General features: G+C 64.4%; 15 protein-coding genes. 5 read left to right on the forward strand and 10 right to left on the reverse strand.

Translation table 11 applies throughout. The features are described 5' to 3' along the window. Window positions 1-269: 269 nt before the first annotated feature. From QCE73_RS14095 to flgB, 10 genes are all read right to left on the reverse strand, one after another. Window positions 270-1,022 (reverse strand): flagellar regulator YcgR PilZN domain-containing protein, encoded by a 753-nt coding sequence (locus QCE73_RS14095; protein ID WP_309881719.1) that lies wholly within the window; start codon window positions 1,020-1,022, stop codon window positions 270-272. Between the two features lie 282 nt (window positions 1,023-1,304). Then, entirely contained in the window at window positions 1,305-2,354 is a 1,050-nt protein-coding gene (gene flgJ / locus QCE73_RS14100; protein ID WP_309881720.1) for a flagellar assembly peptidoglycan hydrolase FlgJ, read from the reverse strand. 13 nt (window positions 2,355-2,367) lie between these two features. After that, entirely contained in the window at window positions 2,368-3,495 is a 1,128-nt protein-coding gene (locus tag QCE73_RS14105) for a flagellar basal body P-ring protein FlgI (protein WP_187609647.1), read from the reverse strand. A 2-nt stretch (window positions 3,496-3,497) separates the two neighbouring features. Beyond that, window positions 3,498-4,181 carry a flagellar basal body L-ring protein FlgH gene (locus QCE73_RS14110; RefSeq protein ID WP_187609648.1) on the reverse strand — a complete coding sequence of 228 codons (684 nt, stop codon included), beginning with the start codon at window positions 4,179-4,181 and terminating at the stop codon, window positions 3,498-3,500. Window positions 4,182-4,207: 26 nt separating this feature from the next. After that, complete coding sequence (flgG, locus tag QCE73_RS14115; RefSeq protein WP_035499290.1) at window positions 4,208-4,996, reverse strand: flagellar basal-body rod protein FlgG; 789 nt, start codon at window positions 4,994-4,996, stop codon at window positions 4,208-4,210. A gap of 35 nt (window positions 4,997-5,031) precedes the next feature. After that, the gene (gene flgF, locus QCE73_RS14120; RefSeq protein WP_035499292.1) at window positions 5,032-5,784 is read right to left on the reverse strand and encodes a flagellar basal-body rod protein FlgF; all 753 of its coding nucleotides are present in this window, start codon (window positions 5,782-5,784) and stop codon (window positions 5,032-5,034) included. 47 nt (window positions 5,785-5,831) lie between these two features. Beyond that, window positions 5,832-7,049 (reverse strand): flagellar hook protein FlgE, encoded by a 1,218-nt coding sequence (gene flgE, locus QCE73_RS14125; RefSeq protein WP_309881724.1) that lies wholly within the window; start codon window positions 7,047-7,049, stop codon window positions 5,832-5,834. Between the two features lie 49 nt (window positions 7,050-7,098). Then, entirely contained in the window at window positions 7,099-7,818 is a 720-nt protein-coding gene (locus QCE73_RS14130; RefSeq protein ID WP_035499293.1) for a flagellar hook assembly protein FlgD, read from the reverse strand. Window positions 7,819-7,841: 23 nt separating this feature from the next. Next, complete coding sequence (flgC, locus tag QCE73_RS14135; protein WP_309881726.1) at window positions 7,842-8,267, reverse strand: flagellar basal body rod protein FlgC; 426 nt, start codon at window positions 8,265-8,267, stop codon at window positions 7,842-7,844. A 9-nt stretch (window positions 8,268-8,276) separates the two neighbouring features. Then, complete coding sequence (gene flgB, locus QCE73_RS14140) at window positions 8,277-8,756, reverse strand: flagellar basal body rod protein FlgB (protein ID WP_309881728.1); 480 nt, start codon at window positions 8,754-8,756, stop codon at window positions 8,277-8,279. 204 nt (window positions 8,757-8,960) lie between these two features. On the opposite strand from flgB, the gene flgA reads away from it, so the two are divergent. From flgA to flhA, 5 genes are all read left to right on the forward strand, one after another. Next, the gene (flgA, locus tag QCE73_RS14145) at window positions 8,961-10,247 is read left to right on the forward strand and encodes a flagellar basal body P-ring formation chaperone FlgA (protein ID WP_309881729.1); all 1,287 of its coding nucleotides are present in this window, start codon (window positions 8,961-8,963) and stop codon (window positions 10,245-10,247) included. 180 nt (window positions 10,248-10,427) lie between these two features. Continuing rightward, window positions 10,428-10,754, forward strand: coding sequence for a flagellar biosynthesis anti-sigma factor FlgM (gene flgM / locus QCE73_RS14150; RefSeq protein WP_309881730.1), 327 nt, complete (start codon window positions 10,428-10,430; stop codon window positions 10,752-10,754). 100 nt (window positions 10,755-10,854) lie between these two features. Next, window positions 10,855-11,289, forward strand: coding sequence for a flagella synthesis protein FlgN (locus tag QCE73_RS14155; protein ID WP_035499301.1), 435 nt, complete (start codon window positions 10,855-10,857; stop codon window positions 11,287-11,289). 209 nt (window positions 11,290-11,498) lie between these two features. Then, a complete protein-coding gene (gene flhB, locus QCE73_RS14160; RefSeq protein ID WP_035499302.1) occupies window positions 11,499-12,707 on the forward strand; it encodes a flagellar biosynthesis protein FlhB in 1,209 nt (402 codons plus the stop codon). Further along, window positions 12,704-14,812: a flagellar biosynthesis protein FlhA gene (flhA, locus tag QCE73_RS14165; protein WP_309881731.1), complete on the forward strand. Its 2,109-nt coding sequence runs from the start codon at window positions 12,704-12,706 to the stop codon at window positions 14,810-14,812. Before flhB ends, flhA begins: the two co-directional genes overlap by 4 nt.

A 14,812-nucleotide genomic window follows, 5' to 3' on the forward strand; every position in this document is an offset into this window, starting at 1 on the left:
CGTTTGGTGCTGAACCAGTGACGCAAGCGATGCGAGGTGGCAGACCGTGCGCGAGCCAAGCCCGGTTGGGTCTTTGAGGGCGACACTTAGGCGAGTGTCACCGCGGGCTGGCAAGCATGGCCAACGTGCGTGTGACCGCGGGCGATGAGAAGCTGCTTTCTTTGGTTACTTTCTTTGCAGCAGCAAAGAAAGTGACCCCCGCCCCGGGGAGGGGCAGTGCTAATAGACCGACGCGATAACGGGATCCAGCGAAAGCAAAACCAAAAACCCTACTTCGCCAACGACCGCCGCTTCATCTCCAACTGAGTAATAAGCCGCTGCAGCGTATTCTCCGCCGACCCCGGCATCGAAACAAACTTGAACCCGATGGTATACCGGCAATCACCCTTCGCCGTAGTCGATTCCCGATGCGAAACAAGCTTCATATCCAGCGTAACCTTCCCATTAGCGCTGAAATGCAGCTCGGCATCCTGAATCACGATGCCCATTTCGAGATTCGCAACGCGCTCATCCGTCGTACGCAAAGCGACACCGCCCAGCGACAAATCATGCACCTCGAAGCGAAACCGCTCCCCTTCTGGCAGCGAGCCCGTGCAGATGTACGGATCGAGCACCGGCGCCTCGACGCGGAAATACTCGCGCCGCTGCATGTAATACAGCACCGTCGGAAACTCGGCCTCGAACGCCGGGCGTCCGTCGAACACCGTCTCACGCGGCGTCGGCGTCGTGAACTCTACCCGCACGCCTTCCGGCGCCGCGTTGAAAATGAGCTTCTGCGATGCGAGCACGCCGCGGTTCTGCTCCGCCACGCCGCCCCAGTCGAAAGTGAATCGATGCGCGGTCACATCGACGTCAAGCAAACGCGTGACGATTTGCCCGTCGCCATATTGCGCCGTCAGAAAGTCGCCGCGATTGGCGAGATTGCGCAGCGCCACGCCGATTTCGAGCGGATTGCGCCGGCCGAAATCCACGTTCGGCGCAATGTCATCGTCGGCAACGTCATGCTTGAGATAGGTGTTCATGGTGCTAGCCGTGTTCATTGTGCTCGCGCCGCCCGAATCGTCGGACGTCGCGCGTCGATCCGAACCAGTATCGGTCCGGCACTTCGATTATTCAGGTTAGCGGCATACGTCTTCAAAAGTTTAGGGTTGGCCACCGAAAAATGTATGTGGTGCGCCGTCCCTACGAACGTAAAACGTTTGCTGCCGTAAAAGATCCGAACAATTGCGCTGTCCGCGCACCGGAATCCGCGCGCGCGACGCCGTCTCCAGCAAAAGGACGGCCGCAAACATCGGCTGATTGCGTCAGACGATCTGGCGCATGATCGAGATGAGCTTCTTCGCGTACTGCGGATCGGTCGCGTAGCCCGCCTTCTGCATGCCGTGCGCGAAGCCTGCGACATCGCGCGAAGCCTGAATCACCGGCGCATAGCGCGGATTGTTCTTGATGACGCTCGCGTAATCGGTCAGCGCTTCCTCGTACGAATCGTAGGCGCGGAACTTCTCGACGACCTTTTGCGGCCGGCCGTTGACGTATTCGGTCGTGACCGAATCGACGGTCTTGCCGGTCCAGTTGCTCGACGCCTTGATGCCGAAGATATTGTGGCTCGTCGAACCGTTCGCGTTCTTGATCTCGCGCTTGCCCCAGCCCGATTCGAGCGCCGCCTGACCGATGATGAAGCGCGCCGGAATGCCCGTCGCCGCGCTCGCGGCCTGCGCCGGCACCGCAAGGCGGTCGACGAACGCGTTGACCTTGTCCGAACCGTTGCCGCGCGCCGGCGCTTCGAGCGAATCCGCCGCCGTGTAGCCCTTGCCCGCGAGCGACGCCTGGCTCTTGTTGGCCTGCGCCGCCGCGTACGCCTTCGCCATCGCGTTCATCGCGGCGATGTTGCCCGCGTTCGCTTCGAGGTCGCCGCCGCCGCCCGACATGCCGCCGAGCGCCTGCATCGCGTTCATCGCGCCGGCGCCGCCCTTGCCGCTCGCGTCGGGCTGGCCGCCCGCGTTGCGCATGAGCTGTTTCAACATCATGTCAGCGACGCCGATTCCCTTCGACGACATCTGCTGCGAGAGCTGCTGATCGAGCATCGACGTGAACGACTTCGTATCGTTCGATTCGAACGGGCTGTCCGAAGGCGTCGCGTCGCGCATGCTCTTGAGCATCATCTGCGTGAAGACCGCGTCGAATTGCTTCGCCGCTTCCTTGAGTCCCTGCTGCGGATTCGCGCCGGCCTGTGCACGCAGCGCGTCGAAGCCCTGCGTGTCGAGCGCGAAACGGTTCGACAGGCTCGAAAAGCCGCTCGTCGTATCGGTCGATGCCAACGCGGTGCTGGCGATGCCGGTCGTGTTCGAGTTCATGCGCTTTCGTTCCTTAGATGATTTCGAGGTCTGCGCGCAGCGCGCCCGCGGCCTTCATCGACTGAAGGATCGAGATGAGATCCGCCGGCGTCGCGCCGAGGGCGTTGAGCGCCTTCACGACATCCGCGAGATTCGCGCCCGCGTTCAGCATCTTGAGCGCGCCGCTGTCCTGCTTCAGTTGAATCGACGATTCCTTCGCCGCCACCGTCTGCCCGTTCGAGAACGCGCCCGGCTGGCTCACCGCCGTCTTCGTGTTGATGACCACCGAAAGGTTGCCGTGCGCGACCGCGCAGTTCTGCAGCGTGACCATCTGGTTCATCACGATCGAGCCGGTGCGCGCGTTCAGAATCACCTTCGCGGCGGCCTGCGCCGGACGCACGTCGATGTTCTGCAACTGCGCCATGAACGACACCTGCTCGCTCGCATCCTGCGGCGCGCGCAACTGGATCGTGCGGCCGTCGAGCGCGAGCGCCGTGCCCATGCCGAACTGATTGTTCACCGCCGCGACGATGCGCTGCGTCGTGTCGAAGTCCATCTCGCGCAGCTCCATCTGCATGACGCCGCCCTGCTGCTGCAACGCCGACGGCACCGCGCGCTCGACGATCGCGCCCGCCGAGATGCGCCCGACCGCGAGCTGGTTCACCTGCACCTTGCTGCCGTTCGCGCTCGCGCCCGCGCCGCCGACGACGAGGTTGCCCTGCGCCATCGCGTACACCTGGCCGTCCGCGCCCTTCAGCGGCGACATCAGCAGCGTGCCGCCGCGCAGGCTTTTCGCGTTGCCGAGCGAGGACACGGTCACGTCGATCGCTTCGCCGGGGCGCGCGAACGGCGGCAGCGTCGCGGTCACCATCACGGCGGCGACGTTCTTCAACTGCATGTTTTGCGTGGTCGCCGAATTCACCGTGATGCCGAGATTGCCGAGCATGTTGGTGAGCGACTGCGTCGTGAACGGGGTCTGCATCGTCTGGTCGCCGGTGCCGTCGAGACCGACGACGAGACCGTAACCGATCAGCGGATTGTCACGCACGCCCTGGAACGAGACGAGGTCTTTCAGACGCTCGGCGTGTGCGTGCGGTGCGGAGCCGATCGCGACGAGCGCGGCCGCGAGCGAGAACGAAACGAAACGAAGAAACGGATTCATGATCAGAACGGCGCGACGTTGAGGAAGAAGCGCTGGAGCCAGCCCATGTTCTGCGCTTCGTCGATGTAACCCTTCGCCGAGTATTCGATCTTCGCGTCGGCGACTTGCGTGGAGAACACGGTGTTGGTGCCCGAAATGGTCGTCGGATTGACGACGCCCGAGAAGCGCACGAATTCGTTGCCCTGGTTGATGAGCATCTGCTTTTCGCCGCTCACCATCAGGTTGCCGTTGGGCAGCACGTCCGTGACGGTAACCGTGAGCGTGCCGCTGAACGTGTTGGCCGCGCTCGCGCCGCCCGTCGCGGCGAACTTGTTGGCGCCGGTGGCCGACAGGTTCGTGTTGTTGAAGAGGCCGCCGAAGAGGGCCGGCGTCGTCGGCACGGCGAAGGAGCCGTTGCCGGCGCGGTTGGTGTTCGCCGCCGACGACTTCGTCGCGTTGACGTTTTCCGAAATCACGATGGTCAGGATGTCGCCCACGTTGCGCGGACGCTGATCTTCGAACAGCGGCCGTCCCGCGTAGCCCGCGTTGTAGATCGCGCCGGGCGAACGCGTGCCGACGGGCGGCTGCGGCGGACGCGCGGTCATCGGCTGCTGGACGATCGGCTCTTTCGGCACGAGGCCGCACGCGCCGAGCGCTGCAATGAGCGCGGCAATCGTTGCACGCGAGAGGATTTGAGTAGGCGACATCGTGGTGACTCTGGTTAAGCGTTACTTCAAACCTGCATCTGCGAGAGCGTCTGCAGCATCTGGTCGGACGTGGTCACGGCCTTGCTGTTGATCTCGTAGGCGCGCTGCGTCTGGATCATGTTGACGAGTTCCTGCACCACGTTCACGTTCGACGCTTCCACGTAACCCTGCTGGAGCGAGCCCGCGCCGTTCAGGCCCGGCTGCGACACGTTCGGCGCGCCCGAGCTGCCCGTCTCGGAGAACAGGTTTTCGCCGCGCGCTTCGAGGCCGGCCGGGTTGATGAAGGTCGCGAGCTGGATCGCGCCGACCGTCGTGTTCGCCGTGCTGCTCGGCTGCGTGATGGACACCGTGCCGTCGGAACCGATGGTGATCGACGTCGCGTTCTGCGGAATCGTGATGGCCGGGTTCAGCTGATAGCCGCTCGACGTGACGAGCTGACCTTGCGCATTGGTCTGGAACGAGCCGTCACGCGTGTAGGCGGTCGTGCCGTCGGGCATCGTCACCTGGAAGAAGCCCTGGCCGTTGATCGCGACGTCCTTCGAATTGCCGGTCTGCTGCAGATTGCCCTGCGTGTAGAGGCGCTCGGTCGCGACCTGTTGCACGCCGGTGCCGAGCTGCACGCCCGATGCGAGTTCGGTTTGCTGCGTCGAGTTCGCGCCCGGCTGGCGCGTGGTCTGATACAGCAGATCCTCGAACACCGCGCGCGAGCCCTTGAAGCCGTTCGTGCCCACGTTGGCGAGGTTGTTCGAGATCACGTCCATTTGCGCCTGTTGCGCATTCATGCCGGTCGCGGCGATGTAGAGAGAGCGATTCATGTTCTTTCGTGTCCTGTTTAGCTTGCGTTCGCCGCTTAGGAGAAGTTGAGCAGCTTGTTGGCCGACTGTTCGTTCTGGTCCGCCGATTCCATCAGCTTGGTCTGCATCTGGAACTGCCGCGCGTTGGTGATCATCGAGACCATCGCGGAGACGGGATTCACGTTGCTGCCTTCGAGCGCGCCGCCCGCGACGACCACGTTCGGGTCCGCATCGGCGGGGTCGCCGGTCGCGGTCCGGAAGAGGCCATCGTCGCCGCGCGTGAGCGTCGCCGGATCGGGATTCACGAGCTTCAGTTGATCCACGACCGCGATCGCCGTCGGCGGGTCGCCCGGAATCAGCGCGGAGATCGTGCCGTCCTTGCCGATCGTCACTTCCGCGCCCGGCGGAATCGACAGCGGACCGCCGCCGCCGAGCACCGGCTGATTGTTCGCCGTGACGAGCTGGCCGTTCTGATCGACGTGCAGATTGCCCGCGCGCGTGTACGCCTCGCTGCCGTCCGCCGCCTGCACGGACAGCCAGCCGGGGCCCTGAACCGCGACATCGAGCGGATTGCCGGTCTGCTGCACCGGCCCCGCCGAGTAGTCCGCGTTCGGCGTGGACGACAGCACGAAGGTGCGCGTCGTGCCATCGGCGGACTGGTTCTCGAACGACATCGGCACCTGGCGGAACGCGGCGAGCTGCGCCTTGAAACCGGTGGTCGACGCGTTCGCGAGGTTGTTCGCCACGACGGCTTGCTGTTCGAGCGCCTGGCTTGCGCCAGTCATCGCGGTGTAGATCAGACGGTCCATGAATCGCTTCCTTCTTCCCTGATGCGTTTATTGCGTGCGACCGATGCTTACAGATTGATCAGCGTCTGATCGACGGTCTGCTGTGTCTTGATCGTTTGCGCGTTCGCCTGATAGTTGCGCTGCGCGGTGATCAGGTTCACGAGCTCGCTCGTCAGGTCCACGTTCGAGTTCTCCACCGCGCCGCCCTGCAGCGTGCCGTGGTTGGTCGAGCCCGGCACGGAAACCTGCGCCGCGCCCGAAGCCGCCGTCTGCGCGTACACGTTGCCGCCGAGGTTCTGGAGGCCGTTCTGGTTGTTGAAGTTGGCGATCGCGATCTGGCCGAGCGCCTTGGTTTCGCCGTTCGAGTAGTTGCCCGTCAGCATGCCGTCGCTGCCGACCGTGAAGCCCGTCAGTTCGCCCGTGCTGTTGCCGTCCTGATGCAGGTTCGTGAGGCCGCTCTTCGCGCCGTACTGTGTCGTGCCGGAGAGATCGAGCGTGAGCGTCTGGGTCGCGCCGGAGGTCGCGCTCGCGCCGTCGGGGATCGTGAACGAGAACGTCTTGCCCGAGGTCAGGTTGCCCGACGAATCGAACGTGACGGGGCCGAGATCCGTCTTCTGCGAGACCGGATCGCCGTAGCCCGCGAATGCTTCCCACGAGTTCGTGCCGGACTTCGTGAAGTACACCGACACCTTCTGCGTGCCGCCGACCGAGTCGTATGCATCGACGGAGGTCGACGCGTTGTAGGTGTTGCCGTTGGTCGGGTCGAAGTCGGCGGCTGCCTTGACGTCGTCCTGCGAGTTCAGGTTGAACGCGGCGGTGATCTTCTTGGTCGCGGTCGGCGCGATGTTCGCCGTCGGCACCGTGAGCGGCACCGTGCTCGCGCTGTTGACGACGCCGCCCGAATCCGCCGCGTAGCCCATCAGTTGCAGGCCCGACGAATTGACGATGTTGCCGGTGTTATCGAGATGGAACACGCCGTTGCGCGAGTACACGACCGAGCCGTTGTTCGACAACTGATAGAAACCGTTGCCGTTGATCGCGACGTCGAGCGCCTGATTGGTCGTGGTGATCGTGCCTTGCGAAAACTGCTGCTGCACTTCGGCGAGACGCGTGCCGATGCCGATCTGGTTGCTGACGGCCGTGGCCATCGAGTTCGCGTACATGTCGGCGAACTGCGCCGCGCCTTGCTTGAAGCCGACCGTGTTCGCGTTCGCGATGTTGTTGCCGATCACGTCGAGATCGCTCGATGCAGCGCCCAGACCGCTCAGTGCTTGTTGGTAACTCATTTGATGTTTCTCCGTGACGAGACCACGCTCGTCCAAAATGAATGTGGAATCAGAGGATCGAAGCGACGCCCGTCAGCGCGACCGTCGAGCCGTTCGAGAGCTTGAGACCCGGCGCACCGCCCGACATCTGCACGACGCTTTGCACCTGCGAAGCCGACAGCGTCGTCGCGGTCGCCTGCTGGCCGTTGATCGTGCCTTGCGCGGTGATCGTGTAGCTGCCGTCGGCGAGCGTGGCGCCCTTCGAATCGACCGGCGTCCAGCCCGTCACCGGCACGACGCCCGCGCCCTGCGCGCCGAGATCGAGCGTGTTGACGATCTGGCCCGACGAGTTCTTCACGACGATCTGCAGGTCGCTCACGTCGCTCGCCAGTTGCACGCCGAAGCTCGACGACGCGCCCTTCGACACGGTCACGCCGTTACCCGCCGCGAGCACGTTCGAGCCGATGAGCAGCGCGGCCTGCGTCTGCTGTCCGGCGGAAAGCTGCGTCGCGAGCGAGGACAGCGACGTGTTCAGCTGGCCGATGCCCGACACCGTGTTGATCTGCGCGAGCTGCGAGGTCATCTGCGAGCTGTCGGCGGGATTGGTCGGGTCCTGGTTCTTCAACTGCGTCACGAGCAGCGTGAGGAAAGTGTTCTGCAGATCCTGCGCCGACGTGCCCGACGTGGATGACGTCGACGAACTCGACGACGACGCGCCGTTCATGGTGTCGAGCAGCGTCTGCGAGACGGTCGTGCCGTTGCTGCCGATAGTGGTGCTGGAGGAGCTCACGTGGTGTTCCTTAAGTTTCTCGATCAGGTTCCGATGGTCAAAGTCTTGAGCATCAATTGCTTGGCGGTATTGAGCGTCTCGACGTTCGCCTGATAGGAACGCGACGCGGAAATCATGTTGACCATCTCCTGCACCGGATCGACGTTGGGCAGCGTCACGTAGCCGTCCGCGTTCGCCGCCGCGTTGCTCGGGTCGTAGCTGGTCTTCATCGGGCTCGGATCGTCGATCACGCCGGTCACCTGCACGCCGCCGACCTGCTGGCCCGACGCGGTGCGCGCGCCGCCGAGCGGATCGACCGCGAACACGACCTGCTTCGCCTTGTACGGCTGGCCGTCCGGGCCGGTCGTGCTGTCCGCGTTCGCGAGGTTCGACGCGGTGACGTTCAGGCGCTGCGCCTGAGCGGACATCGCCGAGCCGGCGACGTTGAAGATGTTCATCAAAGAGGGCATCGCTGTTCCTTAACTGTTCGATGTGATCGCCGAGAGCATCGACTTGATCTGCGACGACAGCACCGTCATGCCCGCCTCGAAGTGCAACGCGTTGTCCGCGAACTGCACGCGCTCGGCGTCGAGGTCGACCGTGTTGCCGTCGAGCGACGGCTGGTTCGGCACGCGGTAGGCGAGCTTGCCGTAGTCGTCGCTCGAACCGCCCGATGCCGAAAGCGTCGACGTGCCGCTCATGTGGCCTTTGGCCGTCGCGGCCAGGCCGCCGCTCATGCTCACGCTGACCGGTTGCGCCATCTTGAGCGTCGTGTTGTTCGTCGCGCCGCCGCCCTGCTTGAGCGCACCCGCGAGCGCGCTCGAGAAATCGACGTCGCGCGCCTTGTAGCCGGGCGTGTCGGCGTTGGCGATATTCGACGACAGCAATTCCTGCCGATACGCGCGCACATCGAGCGCCTCACGGCCAAAAGCGAATTCCTTGTCGAGTCTGTCTAGCATTGCGGTTTCTCCTGTCGGCAGCGCCGAGGCCTTTTTGCATGACACGAATCTTAGGAGCGGCGCGCAAGAACTAATCCGACGAATAACCGGGAAACGGGGCCTCTATTCGACGCTTGCCCGCGCCCGCCGATATCTAGAATTCGTTTCGTTGGAAGTTGCCGCGTGTTTTTCGCGGCTCGATCGGATCAGGTACGGAGAAAGTTGATGAGCAGGTCGGCGAAGCGTGCATCGAACCCCACGGCTCGCGTCGCAGCGACGTTCGCGCGCCGCACGCTGGGCGCATCCCTTTTCATGGGCGTCGCTCTGCTCGCGCATGCCCAGCAGAGCGACGGCCCGATCGTCATTCCGGGCAACGCCGAAACCAATCCGGCCGCAGCTGCCGATATGGCGAAGAGCCTGAATGCGCCCGTTTCGCGCGCATCGGCTCCCGTCGCGGCGATGCCCGCGTCTGAAATCGCGCGTGCGAGCGGCTATCGCGCCGCGACGAAAGCCGCCGACGCCGCGATGCGCAACGCCGCGCTCGAACTAGACGCCCGCGCCGACGCCGCCGATGAATCGATGAACGATGCGAGCGGCATGATCGTAATTCCCGGCCCGAGCGAAGCGAAGCCCGCGCGCGCGGCCGCTGCTCCGGCTCCCGCGCTCGTCAGGGCGCCCGCGCTTTCTCCATCGCGCGATGTGACGCCTGTCGTCGTGACGCGCGACGATGGCATCGCTCGCGGCACGAATGCGAAACCCGTCGCGGCGAGTCCTGCGACGCCCGTCGCCGGCGCCGCTTCGCCGATGAGACGCGTGAGCTTCAATCCATCGGCGGCAGTAGCCGCGCCCGTCGCCGCCGCGTTGCCGCAAGCGCCGGGCGCACCCGCGACGATGCAGGACGGCGAATCGATCCGCGTCGCCGCGCTCGGTTTTCTGCAGCAGCAGGCGGCCGGCTTGCCGGGCAAGGTCGAAATCACCGTCACGCCCGTTTTCCCGCGCGGCCTCGCCGCCTGTTCCGCGCTCGATCCGTTCATGCCGACCGGCGCGCGCCTCTGGGGCCGCATGACCGTCGGCGTGCGCTGCGTCGGCGAGCGCCCGTGGACGCTCTACGTGCAGGCGCGCGTATCGATCAACGCCACTTTCTATACAGCCGCACGCGCCATCGCGCCGGGCGAAGTGCTGAGCAACGCCGATCTGGTCGCCCGCGACGGCGACATCACCGCGATGCCGCAGGCCATCGTCACCGATCCGGCGCAGGCCGTCGGCGCGGTCGCGCTGTCGCGCGTGCCCGCGGGCCTGCCGTTGCGCACCGACATGCTGCGCGCGGCAAGCTCGGTGGCGATCGGCCAGAGCGTGCATGTGGTCGCCGGCGGCTCCGGCTTTTCGATTTCGGCCGAAGGCACCGCGATGAACAACGCGGCGCCCGGCCAGCAAGTACGTGTAAAAACTGCCGGCGGCCAGATCATCACCGGCATATTGAAGGACAGTCAGACGGTGGAAATCGCCCTCTGAAGCGGGCTTATGTTCGGTTCCCCACGCTTGTTTCATTTTGTTTCAAATGCGCTGAAGGCCCGCCCGACAAGGCTTTGAGGGCGATGAGCGCGCCGAACGGCGGTTGCGGTTCCCCCGGCAGGGTAAAGTTTTCAAGCTCCCTCGCCGTTAAAGGACTCAACACGTTCGGGAATGGACATCGTGAAGATCGATACGACTAGCAACACCACACTGGCAGGCCTTCAAGACAACCTGCAACGCGCGTCGCAAAACGACGCGAAGGGCGCCGCGAGCACCGTGCAGCAATCGGGCACGAGCACGGCGAAGAATTCGACGGTGAGCCTGTCGTCGCTGTCGACGGACCTGCGCGCATCGAACAGCTCGGACATCGACACGGCGAAAGTCGAGTCGATCAAGGCCGCGATCCGCGACGGCAGGCTGAAGATGGACACGAGCAAGATCGCCGACGGCATTCTGAGCACCGCCCGCGATCTGCTGCAAACGAGAACCCCGCCGACCGGCGGCTGAACGCAGTGACCCGGCCGCGCCTTGCGAGAAACAGGCGCGCGGCGGCAAGCGGCGTTCATGGCACCGGCGGCTTTTGTGAAACCGCTATTCGAGCGATGCAATGAGAGACGCCCTGCTTGCCACTGTCACCGAAGAAGTCGCCGCTGTTCTGGCCTTCGAATCCCTCCTCGTCGATGAGGAAAAAGCGCTGATCGCGGCGCAACCGCTGCCGGCGCTGCCTGGAATCATCGAGCACAAGACCGCGCTCACCGAGCGCATTTCCGCGCTCGAACAGGCGCGCGACGAGCAGTTGAACGCGCTCGGTTTCCCCGGCGGCTTCGTCGGCATGGAAGCCGCCGCCGCGGACGACGACGCGATCGCCGCGCAATGGGCGCTCTTGACCGCCGCCGCGCGTCGCGCGAAACAAGGCAACAACAACAACGGCGTCCTGATCCGCACGCGCATGGAATACAACCGCAAGGCGCTCGCCGCTTTGCAGGTCGCGCCGTCGAAAAGCGGCTTCTACGGACCGGATGGCCGCGTACCCGGCGCCTGATCACCGTTTTGCGCATTCCGAACGGCGCGTGCTTCCCGCGAGGCACGCGCCGCTTTCGTTTCCCGCGCTTTCATCTACCGAATAACCCCCTTTTCCCCGGCTTTATCCGCCGATGGCCGCTCGACGCCTTCCGCAATAATCGCTTTCATCCAAAAGCGGCTTCGCGCCGCTCGCATGTGCAAACGATGGAAGCAACGGAGTAAGGCCCGGTGGCAGAAGAAAGCGATCTCGAAAAAACCGAATCAGCCACTCCCAAGCGCCTGGAAAAGGCGCGGGAGGAAGGCCAGGTTGCGCGTTCGCGGGAACTCGCGTCGTTCGCGTTGCTGGCGGCGGGATTTTTCGGCGTGTGGGGTTTGTCGGGGCCGATCAGTCAGCATTTGCAGTCGATTCTGCGCGGCGCGTTCACCTTCGATCACGCGACCGTGCTCGACTCGCGCCAGATGATGATCGGCGCGGCGAACGCGGGCAAGGAAGGGATGTTCGCGGTCCTGCCGGTTCTGCTGCTGACGGGTTTCGCCGCGCTCGCCGCGCCGATGGCGCTCGGCGGCTGGCTCATCACGACGAAGCCGCTCGCGCCGAACTTCGGCCGTCTGAATCCGATCAGCGGTCTCGGCAAGATTTTCTCGGTGCAAGGACCGGTTCAGCTCGGCATGTCGATGCTGAAGACGATCGTCGTCGGCGGCATGGCGGGCTCGGCGATCTGGAGCCGCAAGGCCGAAGTGCTCGGCCTTCTGACGAAGCCGCTCGATCTCGCGCTCGCCGATGCGATGCACCTGATCTTCGTGTGCTGCGGCATGGCGATCGGCGGGCTCTTTCTCGTCGCGGCCGTCGACGTGCCGTATCAGCTCTACTCGCACGCGAAGAAGCTGCGCATGACGAAGGAAGAAGTGAAGCGCGAGCACAAGGAAAACGAAGGCGATCCGCACATCAAGGGCAAGATTCGCGCACAGCAGCGCGCGGCCGCCCGCCGCCGCATGATGCAGGCGATTCCGACCGCCGACGTGATCGTCACGAACCCGACGCACTTCGCCGTCGCGCTGAAGTACGCCGATGGCCAGATGCGCGCGCCGAAGGTCGTCGCGAAGGGCGTGAATCTGGTGGCGGGGCGCATCCGCGAATTGGGCCGCGAGCACAACGTGCCGCTGCTCGAAGCGCCGCCGCTGGCGCGCGCGCTGTATCACAACGTCGAGATCAATCGCGAGATTCCGGGCGCGCTCTACGGCGCGGTGGCGCAGGTGCTGGCGTGGGTCTACCAGCTCAAGCGCTACAAGGAAGATGGCGGCGTGAAGCCGGACGAACCGTCCGATCTCGACGTGCCGAAGGAACTCGACAAAGGCGGCGTATCCGACGCCGACGCCGATCAGGAAGCCGCAGAGGCCCTGGCTGGCGACAACACTGACAATGGAGCCGCCGCATGAACGCGCGCGCTGGATTTTTCGCCAAACGGCCCGACGCGCTGGGCACGCAGAACTTGCGAGCCCTCGCCGGCCCGATCCTGATCTGCATGATCTTGGGCATGATGATTCTGCCCTTGCCTGCGTTCCTGCTCGATCTGCTGTTCACCTTCAACATCGCGCTGGCGGTGATGGTGCTGCTCGTCAGCATGTACACGCAAAAGCCGCTCGACTTCGCGGCGTTCCCGAGCGTGCTGCTGTTCTCGACGTTGCTGCGCCTGTCGCTGAACGTCGCGTCGACGCGTATCGTGCTGCTTGAAGGCCACACCGGCCCGGATGCCGCGGGTCAGGTGATCGAATCGTTCGGGCACTTTCTCGTCGGCGGGAACTTCGCGGTCGGGATCGTCGTGTTCGTGATTCTGATGATCATCAACTTCATGGTGATCACGAAGGGCGCGGGACGTATCGCGGAAGTGGGCGCGCGCTTCACCCTCGACGCGATGCCCGGCAAGCAGATGGCCATCGACGCCGATTTGAACGCCGGCCTCATCAACGAAGAAACCGCGAAGAAGCGCCGCCAGAGCGTGGCGCAGGAAGCCGAGTTCTACGGCTCGATGGACGGTGCGAGCAAGTTCGTGCGCGGCGATGCGATCGCCGGCCTTTTGATCATGGTGATCAACGTGGTGGGCGGGCTGATCGTCGGCATGCTCCAGCACGACATGGACTTCGCGCACGCGGCGACCAACTACACGCTGCTTACCATCGGCGATGGTCTCGTCGCGCAGATTCCGTCGCTCATCATCTCGACGGCGGCGGGCGTGATCGTCTCGCGCGTCGCGACCGAAGAGGACATCGGCACGCAGCTTACCGGCCAGTTGTTCCAGAATCCGCGCGTGCTGATGATCACGGGCGTGATCATCGGCATCATGGGTCTGATTCCGGGCATGCCGCACTTCGCGTTCATGCTGCTCGGCGGCGGTCTCATCTACGGCGCGCGCTCGATGAACAAGCGCGCCGAAGCGAAGAAGAAAGCGGGCGCCGTCACCGATGTGACGCCGCTCACGGCAAGCGCGGCGGCCGCGTCGGCGGAGAATGCGGAAGCGAGCTGGGAAGATGTATCGCTCATCGATCCGCTCGGGCTGGAAGTGGGCTATCGGCTGATTCCGCTCGTCGATCGCAACAGCGACGGTGAACTGCTCAAGCGCATCAAGGGCATTCGCAAGAAGTTCGCGCAGGAAATCGGGTTTCTGCCGCCGGTCATTCATATTCGCGACAATCTCGAACTTCGGCCGAATGGCTATCGCATCGCGCTGAAGGGCGTCGAGGTGGGTGTCGGCGAAGCGTTCCCGGGCCAGTGGCTCGCGATCAATCCGGGTCAGGTGTCGGCCGCGCTGCCGGGCACGCAGACGCAGGATCCGGCGTTCGGCCTGCCGGCGGTGTGGATCGACACGAATCTGCGCGAGCAGGCTCAGGTCTATGGCTATACGGTCGTCGATGCGAGCACGGTCGTCGCGACGCATTTGAATCATCTCGTGGTGACTCACGCGGCCGAGTTGCTCGGGCGTCAGGAAGTGCAGGCGCTGCTGGAGCGCATCGGCAAGGACACGCCATCGCTCACGGACGATCTGGTGCCGAAGGTGCTGTCGCTTACGACGCTGCAGAAGGTGTTGCAGAACCTGCTCGACGAAAGCGTGCCGATCCGCGATATGCGCACGATCCTCGACGCGTTGCAGGAGCACGCGCCGCGCATGTCCGATCCGTACGATCTCACGGCGGCGGTGCGTCTCGCGCTGGGCCGCGCGATCACGCAGCAGTGGTATCCCGGCGCCGACGATTTACAGGTGATGGGCCTCGATCCGACGCTGGAGCGTGTGTTGTCGCAGGCTTTGTCGACGGGGACGAATCCCGGGCTCGAACCGGGCCTCGCGCAGACGCTGATGAACTCGACGCAGAACGCGATCATGCGTCAGCAGAATCTGGGCTTGCCGCCGGTGTTGCTCGTGCAGCACTCGCTGCGTGCGATGCTGGCGAGGTTCCTGCGCAGAAGTCTGCCGCAGTTGAAGGTGCTGTCTTATGCGGAAGTGCCGGATACCAGGAATGTGAAGGTGGTGAATTTGATTGGAGCGTGA

The organism is Caballeronia sp. LZ029, from assembly GCF_031451275.1.
Lineage (GTDB): Bacteria > Pseudomonadota > Gammaproteobacteria > Burkholderiales > Burkholderiaceae > Caballeronia > Caballeronia jiangsuensis.

Excerpts from the sequence above, each read along its gene's own strand:
- QCE73_RS14095 (WP_309881719.1), bottom strand. The coding sequence starts at position 1,022 with ATGAACACCTATCTCAAGCATGACGTTGCCGACGATGACATTGCGCCG.
- flgJ (WP_309881720.1), bottom strand. The coding sequence starts at position 2,354 with ATGAACTCGAACACGACCGGCATCGCCAGCACCGCGTTGGCATCGACC.
- QCE73_RS14105 (WP_187609647.1), bottom strand. The coding sequence starts at position 3,495 with ATGAATCCGTTTCTTCGTTTCGTTTCGTTCTCGCTCGCGGCCGCGCTC.
- QCE73_RS14110 (WP_187609648.1), bottom strand. The coding sequence starts at position 4,181 with ATGTCGCCTACTCAAATCCTCTCGCGTGCAACGATTGCCGCGCTCATT.
- flgG (WP_035499290.1), bottom strand. The coding sequence starts at position 4,996 with ATGAATCGCTCTCTCTACATCGCCGCGACCGGCATGAATGCGCAACAG.
- flgF (WP_035499292.1), bottom strand. The coding sequence starts at position 5,784 with ATGGACCGTCTGATCTACACCGCGATGACTGGCGCAAGCCAGGCGCTC.
- flgE (WP_309881724.1), bottom strand. The coding sequence starts at position 7,049 with ATGAGTTACCAACAAGCACTGAGCGGTCTGGGCGCTGCATCGAGCGAT.
- flgC (WP_309881726.1), bottom strand. The coding sequence starts at position 8,267 with ATGCCCTCTTTGATGAACATCTTCAACGTCGCCGGCTCGGCGATGTCC.
- flgB (WP_309881728.1), bottom strand. The coding sequence starts at position 8,756 with ATGCTAGACAGACTCGACAAGGAATTCGCTTTTGGCCGTGAGGCGCTC.
- flgA (WP_309881729.1), top strand. The coding sequence starts at position 8,961 with ATGAGCAGGTCGGCGAAGCGTGCATCGAACCCCACGGCTCGCGTCGCA.
- QCE73_RS14155 (WP_035499301.1), top strand. The coding sequence starts at position 10,855 with ATGAGAGACGCCCTGCTTGCCACTGTCACCGAAGAAGTCGCCGCTGTT.
- flhA (WP_309881731.1), top strand. The coding sequence starts at position 12,704 with ATGAACGCGCGCGCTGGATTTTTCGCCAAACGGCCCGACGCGCTGGGC.